Annotated in this window: 13 protein-coding genes; 7 read left to right on the top strand and 6 right to left on the bottom strand. The window is 64.6% G+C overall.

The features are described 5' to 3' along the window. Positions 1-71: 71 nt before the first annotated feature. The 3 genes from R2N16_RS09815 to R2N16_RS09805 are packed head-to-tail and all read left to right on the top strand — an operon-like array spanning position 72 to position 4,323. Complete coding sequence (locus R2N16_RS09815; protein WP_316665476.1) at positions 72-2,573, top strand: N-6 DNA methylase; 2,502 nt, start codon at positions 72-74, stop codon at positions 2,571-2,573. After that, entirely contained in the window at positions 2,573-3,304 is a 732-nt protein-coding gene (locus tag R2N16_RS09810) for a hypothetical protein (RefSeq protein WP_316665475.1), read from the top strand. The genes R2N16_RS09815 and R2N16_RS09810 overlap by 1 nt, the downstream gene beginning before the upstream one ends. Beyond that, positions 3,301-4,323, top strand: a complete 1,023-nt coding sequence (locus tag R2N16_RS09805) for a virulence RhuM family protein (RefSeq protein WP_316665474.1) — start codon at positions 3,301-3,303, stop codon at positions 4,321-4,323. The genes R2N16_RS09810 and R2N16_RS09805 overlap by 4 nt, the downstream gene beginning before the upstream one ends. A gap of 24 nt (positions 4,324-4,347) precedes the next feature. Here the strand turns inward: R2N16_RS09805 and R2N16_RS09800 are convergent, their stop codons facing one another. From R2N16_RS09800 to R2N16_RS09775, 6 genes are all read right to left on the bottom strand, one after another. Next, a complete protein-coding gene (locus tag R2N16_RS09800; protein WP_316665473.1) occupies positions 4,348-5,484 on the bottom strand; it encodes a porin in 1,137 nt (378 codons plus the stop codon). Between the two features lie 109 nt (positions 5,485-5,593). Beyond that, positions 5,594-6,817: a 3-(3-hydroxy-phenyl)propionate transporter MhpT gene (mhpT, locus tag R2N16_RS09795; RefSeq protein WP_316665471.1), complete on the bottom strand. Its 1,224-nt coding sequence runs from the start codon at positions 6,815-6,817 to the stop codon at positions 5,594-5,596. Between the two features lie 29 nt (positions 6,818-6,846). Then, positions 6,847-8,595: a tannase/feruloyl esterase family alpha/beta hydrolase gene (locus R2N16_RS09790; RefSeq protein ID WP_316665470.1), complete on the bottom strand. Its 1,749-nt coding sequence runs from the start codon at positions 8,593-8,595 to the stop codon at positions 6,847-6,849. Positions 8,596-8,657: 62 nt separating this feature from the next. Next, a complete protein-coding gene (locus tag R2N16_RS09785) occupies positions 8,658-10,562 on the bottom strand; it encodes a feruloyl-CoA synthase (protein ID WP_316665923.1) in 1,905 nt (634 codons plus the stop codon). Positions 10,563-10,643: 81 nt separating this feature from the next. Continuing rightward, positions 10,644-12,107, bottom strand: a complete 1,464-nt coding sequence (locus R2N16_RS09780; RefSeq protein WP_316665469.1) for an aldehyde dehydrogenase — start codon at positions 12,105-12,107, stop codon at positions 10,644-10,646. Positions 12,108-12,140: 33 nt separating this feature from the next. Then, on the bottom strand, positions 12,141-12,974 hold the full coding sequence (locus R2N16_RS09775; protein WP_316665468.1) for a p-hydroxycinnamoyl CoA hydratase/lyase: 834 nt from the start codon (positions 12,972-12,974) through the stop codon (positions 12,141-12,143). Positions 12,975-13,162: 188 nt separating this feature from the next. Between R2N16_RS09775 and R2N16_RS09770 the strand changes: the two genes are divergently transcribed. From R2N16_RS09770 to R2N16_RS09755, 4 genes are all read left to right on the top strand, one after another. Next, positions 13,163-13,636 carry a MarR family winged helix-turn-helix transcriptional regulator gene (locus tag R2N16_RS09770; RefSeq protein WP_316665467.1) on the top strand — a complete coding sequence of 158 codons (474 nt, stop codon included), beginning with the start codon at positions 13,163-13,165 and terminating at the stop codon, positions 13,634-13,636. A gap of 171 nt (positions 13,637-13,807) precedes the next feature. Then, positions 13,808-17,014: an efflux RND transporter permease subunit gene (locus tag R2N16_RS09765; RefSeq protein WP_316665466.1), complete on the top strand. Its 3,207-nt coding sequence runs from the start codon at positions 13,808-13,810 to the stop codon at positions 17,012-17,014. Then, a complete protein-coding gene (locus tag R2N16_RS09760; RefSeq protein WP_316665465.1) occupies positions 17,007-18,296 on the top strand; it encodes an efflux RND transporter periplasmic adaptor subunit in 1,290 nt (429 codons plus the stop codon). The genes R2N16_RS09765 and R2N16_RS09760 overlap by 8 nt, the downstream gene beginning before the upstream one ends. Next, on the top strand, positions 18,293-19,753 hold the full coding sequence (locus R2N16_RS09755) for an efflux transporter outer membrane subunit (protein ID WP_316665464.1): 1,461 nt from the start codon (positions 18,293-18,295) through the stop codon (positions 19,751-19,753). The genes R2N16_RS09760 and R2N16_RS09755 overlap by 4 nt, the downstream gene beginning before the upstream one ends. The last annotated feature ends 1 nt before the right edge of the window (position 19,754 follow it).

Here is a 19,754-nt window from a genome sequence, read left to right as displayed (position 1 = left end):
GGCCGCGCATCCACTCGGATGTCTTCCGCTGTTGGACGGCGCTACGGAACCCGATCAGGACCGACCGCCCCATGCTCGACGCCGATACCAAGCGCCGCATCGACACCTGCCGAGACATCCTCGTCGGCAAGGTGCCCGACCCCAAATCCCAGGTTGAGCAGATCACCATCGCGCTCATCTACAAGTTCATGGACGACATGGACACCCAGGCTGAAGTGCTGGGCGGCAAGCGCAGCTTCTTCATCAACGGCTTTGCACAATACAGTTGGCCCAAGCTGCTGTCGCCGGCGCTGGAAGGGCACGAAACGCTGTCGCTTTACAGCCAGGCCATCGGCGAGATGCGTAAGAACACGCACCTGCCGGCGCTGTTCCGCGACATCTTCAAGAACGCGTATCTCCCGTATCGGGACCCGGAAACCCTGCGCAGCTTCCTGCGCGAGATCGACGGCTTTACCTACGACCACTCCGAGCGCCTGGGCGATGCGTTCGAATACCTGCTGTCCGTGCTCGGCAGCCAGGGCGATGCGGGGCAGTTCCGCACCCCGCGTCACATCATCGATTTCATGGTGGAGGTGGTCGACCCGCAGAAGAATGAGCGCATTCTTGACCCGGCTTGCGGCACGGCCGGTTTCCTTATCTCTGCGTGGAAGCACATTCTCAAGCACAACACCGGCGAAAGCGGCCGTGTACTCGGTAATTTGCTGAGCACCAAAGAGCGGAAACAGCTTGCCGCCAACATCCATGGCTACGACATCTCGCCCGACATGGTGCGGCTGTCGCTAGTCAATCTGTACCTGCACGGCTTTACCGACCCGCATATCGACGAATACGACACGCTCACCAACACCGAGCGTTGGGGAGAACACGCAGACGTGATCCTGGCCAACCCGCCGTTCATGTCGCCCAAGGGCGGTATCAAGCCGCACAAGAAGTTCAGCATCCAGGCGACACGGTCAGAAGTGCTGTTTGTCGACTACATGGCCGAACATCTGACGTCCGAAGGGCGCGCGGCCATCATCGTGCCGGAAGGGATCATCTTCCAGAGCGGCACGGCCTATAAGAAGCTGCGCGAGATGCTGGTCAAGCAGTCGCTCATTGGTGTCGTGTCGCTGCCAGCCGGTGTGTTCAATCCGTATAGCGGCGTGAAGACCTCGATTCTTCTGCTGGACAAGAAGCGCGCCAAGCGGCAGGACAAGGTGCTGTTCGTCAAGATCGAGAACGATGGTTTCAATCTGGGAGCGCAGCGTCGGCCCATCTCGCAGAACGATCTGCCGGAAGCCAAACGCTTGATTCAGGCGTTTCTGCACTCGCCTGAGACATTCGAAGGTGGGCTGCTGGCGCATGCGGTGACGCGTGAGCGGATTGGGGCCTGTGGGGATTGGAATTTGAGTGGGGAGCGTTATCGGACCACCGCCCAAACTCATCACACCTATCCGATGGTGGCCCTGGGTGATCAAACGGTATTCCGCATCGAGAGCGGCGGCACGCCAAAATCCACCGAACCGACATATTGGAGTGGCGACGTTGCGTGGGTCACGCTGGCCGACCTGCCGCAGCAGAACTACATCACGGACGTCAGTAGCACCGAACGCACGATTACAGAAAGCGGCTTGGCAAGCTCTTCCGCCAAGATGCTTCCCATGGGTACGGTCTTGGTTTCCACTCGTGCAACCATTGGCCGGGTAGGCATTGCGCGCATTCCGCTGGCGACCAATCAGGGGTTCAAGAACGTCATTGTTCAGGACACGAATCGCGCCACCCCCGAATTCGTGGCGCACATGCTCAAGCGTCTCGTGCCGCAAATGGAAGCCTTGGCGTCAGGCGGAACCTTCAAAGAAATCTCGAAAAGCTCGCTAGCAGCGCTCAGTATTCCGCTCCCACCACTTGACGTCCAACGCGAAATCGTTGTCGAAATCGAGGGCTACCAGAAGATCATCGATGGGGCACGGCAGGTGGTGGAAAGCTATCGCCCGCAGATCATCGAACAACGAGCCTGGGAACAGGTCGCGGTTGGCGAACTCTGCGACGTCAAGTCCGGGGGAACGCCAGATCGCGCATCACCCGAATTCTGGAACGGCGATATTCCTTGGATCAAGACCGGGCAAATCGACTTCGACCACATCGAGCAAGCCGAGGAGTTCATTACCGAGGCCGGACTCGAACAATCATCGGCTCGAATCATTCCGGCTGGAACAGTCCTGATGGCAATGTACGGACAGGGGATCACACGAGGAAAAGTCGCCATTCTCGATATCGATGCCGCGATTAACCAAGCATGTGCCGCGTTGTTGCCCAAATCCACGGCTATCGATCGCGATTTCCTCTTTTACTCTCTCGCGTCCAGGTATGAACACCTGCGGGCCATCAGTGAATCGCGGGGTGGGAATCAATCGAACCTGAACGCGCAGCTCATTCGAGAAGTCACCATCCCATTGCCACCCCTCGACGTGCAGCAGGCTGTGGTCGCGGAAATCGAAGCTGAACAAGCCCTCATCAACGCCAACAAAGCTTTGATCACGCGCTTCGAAGCCAAAATCCAATCCGTCCTAGACCGAATCTGGACCGCCGCCTGATGCAGCAAGCCCAGCAGATGCACGATTACCTGCCCCTGGCCTACCGTACCCCGGCCGAGGCGGAATACATCGCGTTTTTGTGGGAAACCTTCGAGACCAACTATCAGCATGGCAACTACCAGTTCGCCCTGCTGGCGTATCACATGCTGTGCATGAGCAGCATGTACGTGGCGGTGTGGCAGATCAGGCTGGCGCTGCCCGATGCGTTTGCCCAGGCGCTGTTGTTCCAACAAGAGGCACAGACACTGCGCAGCGCCACGTCGCCCTTCACCTTTAGCAAGATCAGCGAGCGCGGCGTCCTGAAGTTCCTGCACCTGATCGGCTGCGATGACGCGCAGATCGCGCAGCTGGGCCGGCTGGTGGCTGAGCGCAATCACATGGCACACGCCAACGGCAACGTCTTCTGCCGCACGCAGGCGGCCGCACAGGGCAAGATCGAGAACATCCTTGCGCGCTTGCATGACGTGCAGACCAAGATCGCACCGCTGCTGCAGCGCTGCTTTGAACGTTTTCTGGCAGACAACGCCCACGTAGAACAGTGGGAATACGTGGCGGCGGAAGATCAAGTGCGGGGTGCTTTCATCCAGCCGTATTACCTGTCACCGCAGGATGTGGCGGCGTGCCTTCAACAGCCGGCCCCGCAGTTGGCCAACGTCGGCGCGGCACATCAGCTGCACTCGGCCCTGCACGCCTGCTTGCCTGACACAGACCTCTTTGCGAGCACCCTATGAGCACCGGAGAACTCATCCTCTACACCACCGAAGATGGCGCGACACAGCTCCATCTGCGCGCGGAAGGCGGGACGGTGTGGCTGATGCAGGCCGAAATCGCCACTTTGTTCCAGACGACCAAGCAGAACATCAGCCTGCACGCCAAGAACGTACTGGCGGAGGGCGAATTAGTTGCTGAGGCAGTTATCAAGGAACGCTTGACAACTGCCTCCGACGGCAAGAATTACCGGACCCTGTTCTACAACCTCGACATGATCCTCGCGATCGGATACCGCGTCCGGTCGCATCGGGGCACGCAGTTCCGCCAATGGGCCACGGCCCATTTGCGCGAGTTTCTGGTCAAGGGTTTCGTCATGGACGATGCCAGGCTTAAGGACCCAGCCGGGTGGCACTACTTTGACGAACTGCTCGAGCGCATTCGCGAGATTCGCGCCTCCGAGAAGCGGTTCTATCAGAAGGTGCGTGATATCTACACGACCGCCGTTGACTATGACGGCAAGAGCGATGCTGCCAAACTGTTCTTCAGCAAAGTCCAGAACAAGATGCTCTGGGCAATTACAGGCCGCACAGCAGCGGAGCTGATTTCCCAGCGGGCGGACCCTGCGCAGCCGAACATGGGGCTGCAAAGCTGGAAAGGCGCTCGGGTACGTCAACAAGACGTCACCACTGCGAAGAACTATCTCGGCACGGAGGAATTGCACGAGCTTGACCGCATCGTGGTCATGTATCTGGACTATGCGGAAGACCAGGCTCGTCGCCGCAAGGCGATGACCATGCAGGAGTGGGAAAACAAGCTCGATGCATTCCTGACGTTTAACGAACGCCACGTGCTCACGCATGCGGGCCAAATCTCGGCGCAGATTGCTGAGCAACTGGCGTTGGACCGTTACGCGCAATTCGACGCACAACGCCGTGATGCTGAGCGGCTGGCCGCCGATGCGCAAGACGCCGCACTCCTTACCGAGGTGGAGCGCGCCCTGCAACGGCGCGCCCCCGCCAAAAAGCACGGCAACAGTTGATAGCTGCGCGCCTCCCCTCCCTCATCAAAACGCCGTCCGCATCCCCACCATCGCGCCGAGCTGGTTCACGCCCTTGGCGGGCGTGGTGCCGCCGCCACCGCCGCTCACGGAGTACTGGGCATTGGCGCTGTTCCACAGATAGCCCGTCTGCGCGTAAAGCGCCGTGCGCTTGGACAGGGCATAAACGCCGCGCAGCACCGCCATCGTCGCGCTGCGGCTCTGGTCTGCATTGACGAGGCGGATCAGGCCGGCATCCAGCGTGAGCGCACCCGTGAGCGGATAGCTGCCGTTGACGAAGTACAGGTTGGAGCGCACATCCCCCGCGACGGCCTGCAAGTGGCGGCCGATCCAGCCGACGCCCAGCTTGGCATTGCCGAGCTTCAGATAGCCATTGGCGACGATGCGGCGGTCCTTGTCACCCGCATCGGTGAACGCGACGGGCGCGCTGCCGTTGAAAAACGACGCGGTGGCGCCTGTGCCGCCGCGCTGCTCTTCGTAGGCACCGGCCACCCCAAAGGTGGCCGCGTCGTACTTCAACATCGCCGACATGGCGCGGCACGCCGATGCATTGCCCGCCACTTCCCCCGCACAGGTGCCGGACGCCGGCACACCGCCTGCCGCATCGCGGCCGAACGAATACGTGGCGCCCACCGTCAGGCCGCCGAAGGTGCCCTTGTAAGCGATGGTGTTGTCCGTGCGTGCGTTGGGGATGTAGGCATCCAGCGAACCGATGGCGTACTGGCTGGGGCCCAGGATGTCGGCATCGGCCAGCGAAAGAAACACCATGCTGTACTGCCGGCCCAGCGTGACGGTGCCGTAATCGCTCGCCAGCCCGACCCACGCTTGCCGGCCGAACAGGCGGCCGCCCTGGCTGGCCGTGCCGGTGTCGGTGTTGAAGCCGCTTTCCAGCGTGAACACGGCCTTCAGGCCGTTGCCCAGGTCTTCGGCGCCGCGCAGGCCCCAGCGCGAGGGCAGCGTACCCGTCACCGACGGGATGCGCGCGAGGCCGTTGCCGTTGGCATTGGCGTGGCTCACGTATTCGATGCCGGTATCGATCAGGCCGTAGAGCGTGACGCTCTGTGCATTGGCGGCGCCGCTGGCGAGTGCGCACGTGGCGGCTGCCAGCGCGAGACAGTGCGTGCGCAAGGTGGTGGTTTGCATGTGGGGCCCCTCCTAGGGTCGAGCCGGTACCGCCCCCCTTGTCTGGCGGGCCGGCAGTTTGGAATGCATGGAAGGCGCCATCCGACCGGAGGCGCAAAGTAGCGCTGTGTCAGTCCTGCACGCGCGGCCGCTTGAGCAGCAGCAGCGCAGCCAGCGCCGCAATAATGGTGACGGGGATGCTCGCGCCGATGATGGTGGTGGCGTGCTGCCCCATCGCCAGCAACTGGCCGGCCAGTAGCGGCCCCGCAATCGAGCCCAGCCGGCCCACCGCCACCGCGGCGCCCACGCCGGTTCCGCGCACAACGGTGGGGTAGTACGCCGCCGCCAGCGCATACAGCACCGACTGTGCGCCGATCACAAACAGCCCGGCCATGAAGGCCCCTGCGGACATCGACGTCATACCGCCCGCAGCGGCCAGCAACGACAGCGCCGCGATGATGCCGACATACATGCCCGACACCACCCAGCGCGGGCGCGCCGCGTCCATCAGCATGCCGATACCCAGCGCGCCTGCACCCCCGCCGATGTTGAACAGGATCTGCACCACACCCACCTGCGGGCGGCTCAGCCCCTGCGCGGCCATTAAGGAAGGCAGCCAGTTCAGCAGGAAATACAGCACGATCAGCGTGAAGAAATAGCTGACCCACAGGAATAGCGTGGCCGCCGTGCGGCGCTCGCCAAACAGTGCCCATGACACGGGCGGCGGCTGGATGGCGCCACGTTGCGCGCTGTCGAATCGCCGCGATTCCTGCAGCGTCAGCAGCAGGGGCACCACCACCAGCGGGCCGAAACCGCCCACGTAGAAGATGTGGCGCCAGCCGGAATCGCCCGCGCTCAAGATGCCGACCACCGCCGCAATGGCCCCGCCAAACGGAATGCCGCAGTACATGACGCTCACAGCGGTATTGCGCAGGCGCGCGGGTACCGCTTCGGCGCACAGCGCAATCAGGTTGGGCATGGCGGCACCCAAGCCGAGACCGGTGGCCACGCGGATCATCAGCAAGCTGTTGAAATCCCACACGTGCGCGGTGGCGATCGAGAAGAGGCCGAACAGCGCCGTGGCCAGGATCAGCACGCGCTTGCGGCCGATGCGATCCGCCAGGCGGCCGCCCAGCATGGCGCCCGGCAACAGGCCGAACGTGCCTGCGCTGAAAGCCAGGCCCATCTGCCCGACCGAGAGGCCGAACTCGCGTGCCATGCGCGGCGCAGCCACCCCGATGGATTGCAGATCGAGTCCTTCAAGCAGCGCAACGATGAAGCACAGCCCAAGGGTCATGGCGACACCTGGGCCGATGTTCTCCCGGCTCAAGGTCGTAGTGGTCGTGGTTTGCATGGCGTCTCCTTCCGGATGTGGGGCGGCCGTCATTGGCAACTGAAGCTCGATGCATCGTTGATGTTGCCGGTGCCCGTATAGCGCGCGTTCTTCGGGTATGCGCACAGCGGGCGCGTGCGGTCGTGGCCGGCTGCATTCCAGTCGCTGGGCACTTCGGCGTTGGGCACGGCGTTGGACGGGCCGCGTGCGGTGGCTATCACGCTGTCGGGGGCCACGCCGTGCTCCACCCAGGCCACCAGCGGCGTCAGCATGTCGAACTGATCGGCGGTGGGGCCGCCCGAGCAGTGGTTCATGCCGGGCACCGCATAGAAGCGCGCGAAGTTGCTGGCATCGCCGCCATTGGCAGCGGCCAGGCGCTGGTACCAGTCGGTCGTGTCGTCGGACGAGAACACCGGGTCGCTCGTGCCGTGATAGACCATCAGCTTGGCGCCGCGTCCTTTGAGCGTGCCGAGGTTGGTCTCATCGGGCGGCGTCATGAACGACCAGGCGGATTCGGTGTACGTGGCGTCGGTGGCGAAGATCTTCGGCGCGTCGGTGTCCATGTTGAACGCCAGGCCATACGCGGTGAGTGACGTGATGGCAGACGCCGGCTGCGGCGTGGTCGTAAACACGAACGCCAGTGCTGCGGGGTCAAGCTGGATCGAGTTGCCCTGCTTCCAGGCCGCCCAGTTGCTGCCGCTGATGCCCGCGTCAAACGAAAAGCCCGAGTACAACGCCTGTCCCGCGCTGTTGTGCGCACCGGCAAACAGGTTGGCCATCACGGTCTTCTGCGCGGCGCTCAGGCAAGTGCCGTCGCGTGCGCCGCTGCATGTCGGCACATCGTTGGCGAGGCTGAAGGCCGTCTGGCACGCCTTGAGGTTGTTGATCATGCCGTCGGTCGTGCCGTCCAACGCATCGCATTTGGCGAGCACGCGGCTGGCCACCATGGCGCGCTCCGTGGCGCTCAGGGAAGTGGTGATGTCTGGAAAGCCGGCACTGGTGTTGGCCGTGGCCACCGTCGCCAGTTGCTGCGCGCTGTACACCTCGTTGATGGCTGCCTTGGGTAGATGGAAGCCCGGATCTCCGGCGACGATGCCGTCATACGCATTGGCCGAGCGCGCGGCAGCCACCATCGCGTGGCGCCCGCCGTTGGAGCACCCGCCAAAATAGCTGCGGTCCGGCGCCTTGCCGTACACCTGCGCGATCATCGACTTCGCCATGGGTGTGAGCGTGGCAACGGCGTTGTAGCCGTAATCAAGGCGCGCCTGCGGGTCGCGCCCGAACAGCGGCACCTGGCTGCCGTTATGCCCGGCATCCGAACTGATCACGGCAAACCCCGAGCCCAGCGCACTGCTGATGGGGCCACCGCCCAGCGCGCCCAGCGCAGTGGCCACCGACCCATCCAGCCCGCCGTTGGCCTGATAGAAGAAGCGACCGTTCCATGCTTTGGGCAGACGCATTTCAAAGCCGATGGCGTAGGTCTTGCCGTCCACCGGGCTCACGCGCGTATTCATGGTTCCGGTGACCAGGCAGTGCTCGGGCACGGCGTTGCCGCCCACGGTCAACGTGCCGGCGGCCACGGTGGAGACGGCGGTGATGCTGGTGTTGGCAAAGTTCAGCTTGCCGGCAAAGCTCTCGCACGCGGTGGCGAGGTTCAAACCGGTGGCGGGCGTGAGCTGTGGCAGTTGCGATGCTTGCGACGACGATGTGTCGCCTGTGCTGTCGTCGTTGCAGCCGGCGCAGCTCAGCGCGAGGGCGAGCGCGGCCAGCGCCATGCCCCGTGACATGACGGTCTTCATGAGTCTCCTCCTGGGTGGATGAACCGGTCTTTGCCGGTTGGGTCTCGTTGGAAGCGGTACGGTCAGCCCGCGCGGATCACGGCAGGATCGCCATCGCGATACAGCGTGTCGACCTGCTCCGCACGGTGCGCAAGCACGGCGCGCTGGTTGAGCGTGCCCTTGTCGGTGATCTCGCCACGGTCCAGCGATGGCGGCGCGTCCAGCAACAGCAACCGAGCCACGCGCGTTGCGCTGCCGGTGGCCGTCGCGTTCAGTTCATGCAACAGCGCGGCACATGCGGCGCGCACCGCGGGGGCGGCCAACACCTCCGCCACGCTTGCGGTGGGCGGCAGGCCGGACAGGCGCCGGCATGGCTCCATTTGGGGAAACACCAGCAAGCCGATGTCATCACGGTTCATGCCGGCGATCACCACGTCCTGCACATACGGCGCGCCCGCGGCGATCACGCGTGCACGCAACGGCCCCACGCTCACGAAGGTGCCAGAGCTGAGCTTGAAGTCCTCCGCAATGCGGCCATCGAAGACCAGGCCCTTCTCGGGATGCTCAGGATCGTAGAAACGCAGCGCGTCGCCGCTGCAGTAGTAGCCGTCTTCGTCGAAGACCGGGGCGGCAGGCTCTTCGCCCAGGCGCCAGTAGCCACGCATGACGTGCGGCCCGCGAAAACGCGCTTCCAGCTTGTCGCCCACGGGCACAAGCTTGAGTTCGCAGCCCGGCGCCGGCGTTCCGACATAGCCGGAGCGCATGATCGGCCCGGTGGTGAACAGGCAGCACGGCGAGGTCTCGGTCATGCCCAGGCCGGCCATGATGCGGATGCGCTCGCCGCAGTGCTGGCCGGTGACGCGCTCCAACCGGTCCCATGCCTCTTGCGACAACCCGGCACCGCCAAAGAAGTAGAGCTTCACGCGAGAGAAGAAGGTCTCGCGCAGCGCCGGGTCCCGTTCCAGCGCCAGCGCGAGTTCTTCCCACCCCTTGGGCACATTGAAATACGCCGTGGGCGCGATCTCGTGCAGGTTGCGCAGGGTCTCGTCAAACTTGCCAGGCACGGGCCGGCCATCATCGATGTAAAGCGTGCCGCCGTTGTAGAGCACGATGCCCACGTTGTGGCTGCCGCCAAAGGTGTGGTTCCACGGCAGCCAGTCCACCAGCACCGGCGGCTCCTTGGCAAATTCGGGAATGGTCTGGCGCAACATCTGCTGGTTGCTGCACAGCATGCGGTGCGTGGTCGGCACGGCCTTGGGCGCGCGTGTCGAGCCGGACGTGAACAGCACCTTCACCAGCGTCTGCGGGCCGGTGGCGGCCTGTGCGGCGTCTACCGTCGTCACAGGCGTTTGCAGCAGTGCATCGAATGCGGTGGCCGTGCGCCCCGGCAGTACGCCGTCACGCGTGATGACTTCCACGCCGTCCGGTACCACCGCGGCGATGGCCTTGGCGAAGGCCGCGCCATCCGCTGCATAGACGAGCCCCGGGGTCAGCACGTCGAACACGTGCCGCAGCTTGCCGAAATCCGCCGATACCAAGGCATACGGGGGCGACACCGGCGCATATGGCACACCCGCCCACATCGCGCCCAACGCCAGTTGCAGGTGCTCGAGATCATTGCCCGACAGAATCGCCAGCGGGCGCTCGGCGGACACACCGCGATCCAACAGCGCCTGGCCGATGGCGCGGGCACGCTCCAGCATCTCGCGATAGGTCAGATTGATCCACGCGCCGTCCGCCCCACGGCGTGCGGCCAGCACGCGATCCGGGTGACGCTGCGCGCCGGCCACCAGGCAGTCGGTCATGCGTTGCGGATGCTCCGCCAGCGCTTCGGTATTGCGCACGTGCCAGACCGTGGCGTCGCGCTCGTCCATCTCGCAACGCGCAGGTGCATTGCTGACGGCAACCTGCCTGTATGGGTGATCAGGCACACCTGCCGGGGGCGGCGTGTGGTGCCCAGTCTGAACCCGCCGGCGTTGAGCCTGCATTTCGACGTGATCCACGTCTTGTCTCCTGAATGCGTCGCCCGTTTTATGTTTGTGGTGGGCGGCTGCTGAACTTCAGATGGATTAAATCGGATAGTGGCGCGGCGTATTCTGCAAGGTGATCCAGCGCAGCTCGGTAAATTCCGCGATCGACGCCTTGCCGCCAAACCGGCCATAGCCGCTGCTCTTCACGCCACCAAACGGCATCTGCGCTTCGTCGTGCACGGTGGGGCCGTTGATATGGCAGATGCCCGATTCGATACGCTGCGCGATCCGCATGGCGCGTGACACATCGCGGCTGAACACGGCGGCCGACAAGCCGTATTCACTGTCGTTGGCCAGGCGGATCGCCGCTTCATCGCCATCCACACGCGCCACCGTCACGACAGGGCCGAACGATTCTTCGCGGTACAACCGCATGGCCGGCGTTACGCCATCCACGATGGCCGGCTGAACGATGGCGCCATCCATGTGCAAACCGACGGGCAGCGCAGCACCGTGCGCGCGGGCATCTTCCACCAGCGCCTGCACGCGCCTGGCCGCATCCACGCTGACCATCGCGCCGAGCTGCGCGGTCGCGTCGGTCGGGTCACCCGCGCGAAGCGTGCGTGCCTTGGCGGCAAGCTTGTCGACCAGCGCATCGGCAATCGTGTGATCGACGATCACCCGTTCGGTCGACATGCAGATCTGCCCCTGGTTGAAGAACGCACCAAAGGCAATGGCATCCACCGCCGCATCCAGGTCGGCATCGTCCAGCACCAGCACGGGCGCCTTGCCGCCAAGTTCGAGCAGCGCGGGCTTCAGATGCCGCGCGGCGTGCTGCGCAATGATGCGTCCCACGTGCGTCGAGCCCGTGAAGTTCACACGCCGCACGGCCGGATGTGCGATGAGGCGTTCCACCACCTGGGCGGCATCGGCCGGCGCGTTGCTCACCACGTTGACCACGCCATCGCCCAGGCCCGCCTCTTGCAGCACCGTCCCGATCAGCCGGTGCACGCCAGGGCACATCTCCGATGCCTTGAGCACGACCGTGTTGCCGCACGCCAGCGGCATCGCCAGCGCACGCGTGCCCAGGATCACCGGCGCGTTCCAGGGGGCAATGCCGAGCACCACGCCGCACGGCTGGCGCACGGCCATCGCAAAGTTGCCCGGCACATCCGACGGGATCACGTTGCCGTCAATCTGCGTGGTCATGGACGCGGCTTCGCGCAGCATGTTGGCCGCCAGCATGACGTTGAAGCCAATCCAGTTGGGGCTGGCGCCCGTCTCGGCTGCGCCGGCGCGGACGAACGCCTCGGTGTGCTGGTCCATCAAGTCGGCGGCCTTGAGCAGGCGCTTGCGGCGCTCGCCCGGAGGCAAGGCCGACCACGCTGGGAATGCATCGGCAGCGGCCTGCACGGCAGCATCCGCATCCTCCAGCGTGGCAGCCGCCGCGCGCGACGCGACCGCGTCGTTGACGGGGTTGCGGCGCTCGAAGGTGGCGCCGTTGGCAGCCGGCCGGCTTTGACCGCCGATCAGCAGGGTCACAAGCTGAGTCACGTCAGGCATGGGTTCGTCTCCGGGGGCGTTGGAGGGAGCGGATCAGGCGCGCTTGTACGCTTGCAGACCCGGCTTGATCGACTTGTCGTCCAGGAACTGCTTGAGGCCCTGCTCGCGGCCACCCTCCGGATCACGCAGCGTGGCCTGGTCGAGCTTGGCGTACAGGTAGTCCTCGTTCTGCTCCCACGTCAGTTCGCGGCTGCGCTTGAAGCCGTGCTTGGCGGCGCGCAGTACCACCGGGTTCTTCTCCAACAGCTTCTCCGCCAGTGCCACGGTGCGCGCACGCAGGTGGGCACGCGGCACACTCTCGTTGACGAGGCCCATGGCGGCGGCCTGCTGGCCGGTGAAGGTTTCGCCCGTCATGATGTAGTAGAGGGCCTGGCGGTGACCCACCGTGTCGGCCATCGCCTTGCTGACGAGGTTGCCCGGCGGGATGCCCCAGTTGATTTCCGACAGGCCGAAGGTGGCCTCATCTGCGGCAATCGCCAGATCGCACGCCACCAGTGGCGAGAACCCGCCGCCAAAGCACCAGCCGTTGACCATCGCGATGGTCGGCTTGGCATACATGCGCAGCAGCTTCCATTGCCACTGGCAGGCATCGCGACGAATCTTCTCCTGCAGGATTTCCGGGCCAGCGTCGACTTCGCGGAAGTATTCCTTCAGATCCATGCCCGCCGTCCACGCATCGCCCGCGCCGGTCAGCACCAGCACCTTGGCATCGGCGTCCAGCTCCAGCGCTTCGAGCACCTGGATCATCTCCGTGTTGAGCGTCGGGCTCATGGCATTGCGCTTCTCGGGGCGGTTGAACGTGACCCAGGCAATGCCCTGGTCCACGTTGACATCCACGGTTTGCCAGCGCCCTTGGTAATCAGCCATTTCCATCTCCTTGATCTGTCGGCTTGCTTGAGACACCCGCCGTCTGGTGTGCGGCGCGTCTCAGCTTGGTACCCATTTAATATCAGGTAGCCTGATATCACAAGGAGATTATCATTGCCGTAAACCCTGATTCGAACCACACGTAGCAGAATGTGCGCATCTGCATAGGTGCACATCCACTCACATCCATGGCGGCCACACGAACCCAACGCAATACCCCTCAGCCCGCACCAGACGGCGCCCCGGCAACGTCTGCCCGACTGCCGTACCTGATCGGCCGCACCGATCGCATCGTCAAGCGCCGCCTGGGCGAGGCGCTCGCCCCGCATGGGCTGACGGTCCCGCAGTTCACCGCGCTGTCTGTACTGCACGCGCGCGGCAGCCTGTCGAATGCGCAACTGGCGGAGCGCTCGTTCATGTCGCCGCAATCGGCCAATGAAGTGGTCAAGACGATGGAAGCGCGTGGCTGGGTGACCCGCACGCCCGATCCGACACACGGCCGCATCGTCATGCTCGGGTTGACGGAAGAAGCGCTCGCCTTGCTGGCCCTCTGCGATCAGGCCGTCAGCCGGCTGGAGCAGGAAATGCTGCAGGGAATCGACGCCGCGCACGCGGCATTGCTGCACGATCTGCTGCTGCAATGTGGGCGGAATCTGCGCTGAGCGCAGCCCTTCAGATGCCCCGGCAGTTGCCGTTATGCAATGTAATAAAGTCAGATCAAAGGGACATATTGATCGACGGCCCCGGACGCTAGAATGGTGGGGCCCTGCCTTTCGGGCTCGGATCGAGCAACCGTCCCCACCTTCAACGCACCGCGGTTCTGAAACACCTCCATGTGGATTGTCCAACTCGCGCTGCGAAGGCCGCTGACGTTCATCGTCCTCGCCCTGCTGATCCTCCTGGCGACGCCGTTTACGCTCATGCGTACGCCAACGGACATCTTTCCGGAAATCGACATTCCGGTCGTCAGCATCATCTGGAACTACAACGGCTTACCCGCCAAGGAGATGGCCGACCGTATCGTCTCGGTAACGGAACGCAGCCTGACGACCACCGTCAACGATATCGAGCACATCGAGTCGCAATCGTTGAACGGCATCTCGATCGTCAAGGTGTTCTTTCAGCCGACGGCGAACATCCAGACCGCGCTGGCGCAGATCGTGTCGGTATCCCAGGCGCAAGTGCGCCAGCTGCCGCCCGGCACCACACCGCCGCTCATCATCAAGTATTCGGCGTCGAGCATTCCGATCCTGCAGTTGGGCCTGTCGAGCAACACGCTGTCGGAGCAGGAACTCAATGATGCGGCGCTGAACTTCCTGCGCCCGCGCCTGATTACGGTGCCGGGCATCGCCGTGCCGTTCCCGTATGGCGGAAAGAGTCGGCAGGTCACGGTCGATCTGGACACGCAAAAGCTGTTGGCGCAGGGCCTGACGCCCGTGGATATCGTCAACGCGGTGGGCGCGCAGAACCTGATCCTGCCGGCCGGCACGCAAAAGATCGACGCCACCGAATACGGCGTCACGCTCAACGGCACGCCCGGCAGCATCGCCGCGCTCAACGCCATTCCGGTCAAGACCAGCAATGGCGCCACGCTCTACCTGGGCGACGTGGCCAATGTGCGCGACGGTTTCTCGCCGCAGACGAACGTGGTGCGTCAGGACGGCCAGCGCGGCGTGCTGCTGTCCATCTTGAAGAACGGCGGCGCATCAACGCTGGACATCGTCAACAACATCTACAAACTGCTGCCCACGGCCGCCGCCGCGCTGCCGCAAGACCTCAAGATCACGCCGCTGTTCGACCAGTCGTTGTTCGTCAAAGCTGCCATTGAAGGCGTGATCCGCGAGGCGCTGATCGCCGCATGCCTGACGGCAGCGATGATCCTGCTGTTCCTCGGCAACTGGCGCAGCACGGCCATCATTGCGGTGTCGATTCCGCTGTCGATCCTCTCGTCGATCATCGTGCTGCACCTGATTGGCGAGACCATCAACCTGATGACGCTCGGCGGCCTGGCGCTCGCCGTCGGGATCTTGGTGGACGACGCCACCGTCACGATTGAAAACATCGAGCGCCATCTGCACGAAGGCAAGGCGCCGATCACGGCCATCCTGGACGGCGCGGCCGAGATCGCCGTGCCGGCCTTCGTGTCGACCCTCTGCATCTGCATCGTGTTCGTACCGATGTTCTTCCTCACGGGCGTGGCGCGTTACCTGTTCGTGCCGATGGCCGAAGCGGTGATCTTTGCGATGCTGGCGTCGTACGTGCTTTCGCGCACGCTGGTGCCGACGCTGGTGATGATGCTCATGACCGGCCACACGCAGGACGCCACGAAAGCCGACGCCAAACCGAGCGCCTTCGGCCGCATTTACAAGGCGTTCAACACGCAGTTCGAGCACATGCGCGGCAACTACGCCGCCATCCTGGGCGGGCTGCTGGAATACCGCCGCGTGTTCGCGCTGTCGTTCCTGGGCTTCTGCGTGGCGTCGTGCGCGCTGTACCTCGCGCTCGGCCGCGACTTCTTCCCCGATGTGGACGCCGGCCAGATCCGCCTGCACATGCGCGCGCCGTCGGGCCTGCGCATTGAAGAAACCGCACGGCTGGCCGACGAAGTGGAAACGGCCATCCGCGAGATCATTCCCAAGAAGGAGCTGTCGACCATCCTCGACAACCTGGGCGTGCCGAACTCGGGTATCAACCTGTCGTACAGCAACGCGGGCACCATCGGCACGCTGGACGGCGAAATCCTCATCGCCCTGCACGAAGGCGAGCGCAAACCCAGCGCCGAATACATCCGCCGCCTGCGCGAAGCATTGCCGAAACGATTCCCGGGCGTGGAATTCGCGTTCCAGCCTGCAGACATCGTCAGCCAGATCCTGAACTTCGGCCTGCCATCGGCCATCGACGTGCAGTTCTCCGGCGCCGACGTGGCCACCAACAAGCAGCTCGCGGGCATCCTGGCCAACCGCATCAAGCAGATTCCGGGGGCGGTCGATACGCACGTGCACCAGCGTTTCGATCAGCCCACGCTGGCCTTGAACATGGACCGCACACGCATCCAGCAGGTCGGCCTGGAAGGGCGCGACGTGGCGCAGAACCTGCTGGTGTCGCTCAGCTCCAGCTTCCAGACCTCGCCCACGTTCTGGCTGAACCCGATCAACGGTGTGGTGTACCAGGTGGCCGTCACCAGCCCGCAGTACCGCGTTGACTCCCTTGATGCACTGCTGCGCACGCCGGTGGCAAGCTCCCGCGGCGGCGCTGCACAGGCAGGCGGCCCGCAATTGCTGGGCAACCTCGTGCAGGTGAGCCCTGCCGTGCAGCCGCAAGTGGTGTCGCACTACGACATCACGCCGGTGGTGGACGTCTACGCCGCCGTGCAGGGCCGCGATCTGGGCGCCGTCGCCAAGGAAGTGCAGAAAGCCGTGGACGACATTCGACCCAAGCTGCCGCGCGGCGCGCAGGTCACGGTGCGCGGTCAGGTGAAGACGATGGAATCGTCGTTCCTCGGCCTCGGCGTCGGGCTGGTGATGGCAATCGTGCTGGTGTACCTGCTGATCGTCGTGAACTTCCAGTCGTGGATCGACCCGCTCATCATCGTGACGGCACTGCCGGCCGCGCTGGCGGGCATTGCGTGGATGCTGTTCGTGACGGGGACGACGCTGTCCGTGCCGTCACTCACAGGCGCGATCATGACGATGGGGGTGGCGACGGCCAACTCGATTCTGTTGATCTCGTTTGCCCGGGAACGGTTGGCTGAAGGCATTGCGCCCGTGCAGGCCGCGCTGGAAGCCGGCGCCACCCGTCTACGCCCGGTGCTGATGACGGCCCTGGCGATGATCATCGGCATGGTGCCCATGGCTTTGGGCCTCGGCGAGGGCGCAGAACAGAACGCGCCGCTGGGGCGCGCGGTGATCGGCGGTCTGCTGTTCGCGACCGTCTCGACCCTCTTCTTTGTTCCGGTGGTGTTTGCCAGCGTGCACAACAGATTGCAGCAGCGCGCCGCGCGGCGTAGTCAAGATTTGCGGGGAAGCGAAGGACATGTCTGAGCAAACATCCGGAACCCATTCGGGGCACATGGCGGACGGCTCGCCGCACCACATCGTCACGGTCGATCCGATCGAACAGGTGGATCGCGGCCCCGCTATGCGGCGCGCACGCTGGGTCGTGATTGTCGTGGCGGTGCTGCTGGTGCTGGGCGCCGCGCGCACGCTGGTGGGCCGCTACTACAATGCGCACGCGCTGGAACGCCAGGTGAGCGCGCAAGCCAGCCGCTACGTCACCACCATCGCCCCCAAACCGGCCAACGCCAACCGCGAGCTGACGCTGCCGGGCACGCTGCAGGGCTTCGTTGAATCGCCCATCTATGCGCGTACCAGCGGCTACGTGCTGCGCTGGTTCAAGGACATCGGCGCCCATGTGGACAAGGGCGAAGCGCTGGCGCTGCTCGACACGCCCGAAGTCGACCAGGAACTGAACCAGGCCCAGGCCGCACGCAACCAGGCCGCCGCACGCAAGGCACTGGCGCAGACGTCGCTCACGCGCTGGCAGAACCTGCGCCAGAAAGATGCCGTCTCGCAACAGGAACTGGACGAGCGCACCAGCGCCGCCAATCAAGCCCAGGCCGACCTGGCCGCAGCGGAAGCCAATGTGCGCCGTCTGCAGGAGCTGCAAGGCTTCCGCCGCGTGGTGGCTCCGTTTGCGGGCGTGGTGACCAAGCGCAATGTCGATGTCGGCGCACTGGTCAATGCCGGCAATGCGGGCGCCAACCGCGAGCTGTTCACCCTGGCGCAGACCGATCCGCTGCGCATTTACCTGTATGTGCCGCAGGCATATTCGCAACAGGTGAAGGTGGGGCAGGACGTGGCCGTCACGCTGTCCGAACTGCCCGGCCAGACCTTCCACGGCACCATCGCGCGTGCGTCCGGCGCCATCGACGCCACCACCCGCACCATGCAGGTGGAAGTGCAGTTGCCCAACAAGGACGGCCGCCTGCTGCCGGGTGCCTATGTGCAAGTCGCCATCAAGGGCAAGACGTCCGGCGACCAAGCGGGCGCCGGCGCGCAAGCGACCTATCTGGTGCCGACCAACACGCTGCTCTTCCGCAAGGAAGGCCCGCGCATCGCCATTGCAGAAAACGGCCGCGTCGACCTGCGCCCGGTCGCCATCGGGCGCGACTACGGCCGCACGGTGGAGATCGTCTCGGGCCTCAAGCCGAACGACGCGGTGATCCTCAACCCTGCCGACTCCATCGAACAAGGCGAAGCGGTGACCATAGTCGAACCCGCGCCGGCTTCGGCACCTGCGGCATCGGCGCCGCACGCATCATGAGCCGGCGACCGCGGCCCCGCACCACAGCGCTGGCGGCTTCGCTGGTCGTCTCGCTGGCCGGCTGCTCGCTGGCACCGACGTACGAGCGCCCCGCCATGGATGTGCCGGCGCACTGGCAAACCGAAGCGCCCTGGCGCGCCGCGCAACCCGCCGACGCTACGCCCAAAGGCCCATGGTGGCAGCGCTTCAACGATCCGCAGCTCGACAAGCTGATCACGCAGGCGCTACAGCAAAGCCAATCGCTCAAGGTCGCGCTGTCGAACCTGGAGCAGGCACAGGCGCAGACGCGCGTGGCGCGCGCGAGCCTGCTGCCGACCATCACGGCCACCAACAACGACACGCGTACGCGCACGTCATCGGAACGGCCGCTGTCGTCGTACACCAGCCCGACCATGTCGACCGTGCAGAGCGACTTCGTCCTGCGCGCCGACGTGAGTTACGAAGCCGACCTGTTCGGTCGCGTGCGCAATACCGTCGCCAACGCCGCCGCAAGTGAAGAGCAGGCCGGCGCCAATGTCGAGAACTTCCGCCTGCTGCTCGCCGCGCAGGTAGCCACCACCTGGTACAACCTGCGCGAGACCGATGCAGAAATCGCAGTGGTGCAGGAAGGGCTGGCATTGCAGCGCAAGGCGCTCGATTTCGTTACCTCGCGGCATCAGGACGGCGTGGCGTCGGGGCTCGATCTGGCGCAGCAGCAAGCGCTGTTCGACAGCACCGCCACGCAGGCCGAACTGCTGACCAAGCAACGTGCGCAGTACGAACACGCGCTGGCCACGCTGGTCGGCACCCCTGCACCCGCCTTCCATATCGAGCCGACTCCGCTCAGGGGCACGGCGCCGCAAATTCCGGTGGCGCTGCCGTCCGACGTGATTGAACGCCGCCCCGACGTGGCCGCCGCCGAACGCGGGGCCGCTGCCGCCAACGCGCAAGTGGGTGTGGCGCGCGCTGCGTTTTTCCCAAGCGTGATGCTCAACGGCGGGGCCGGTTGGGAAAGCCGCGATCTTGCGCTGCTGTTTTCTGCGCCCACGCTGCTGTGGTCGTTCGGCACGCAGATCGCCCAGACGGTGTTTGACGCGGGCCGCACGCGGGCGCGTGTGGACTTTGCCAATGCGGCCTACCAGGGCGCGATCGCCAACTACCGGCAAACGGTGCTGGGGGCGTTGCAGGAAGTGGAAGATGGCCTGGCCGGGCTGCAATCGCTGGACCGTGCGGCAAACCAGGCGCGCAACGCCGTGGAAAGCGCCCGCAAGGTGTACGACATTGCCAGCGTGCGCTACGAGGGCGGGCTGGCAACGTCTTTGGACGTGATCACCGCGCAGCAATCGCTGTTGAACAACCAGCGCACGGCGGTACAGATTCTCGGTCAGCAGATGACGACGAGCGTGTTTCTCGTCAAAGCGGTGGGCGGCGACTGGAACCACACCGTCGCGACGCCACTGTCAACGGCCAGGCAATAAG

Origin of the sequence: Ralstonia psammae (genome assembly GCF_958405935.1) — a bacterium.
GTDB lineage: Bacteria > Pseudomonadota > Gammaproteobacteria > Burkholderiales > Burkholderiaceae > Ralstonia > Ralstonia psammae.
This window is presented reverse-complemented; position numbering and strand designations above follow the sequence as displayed.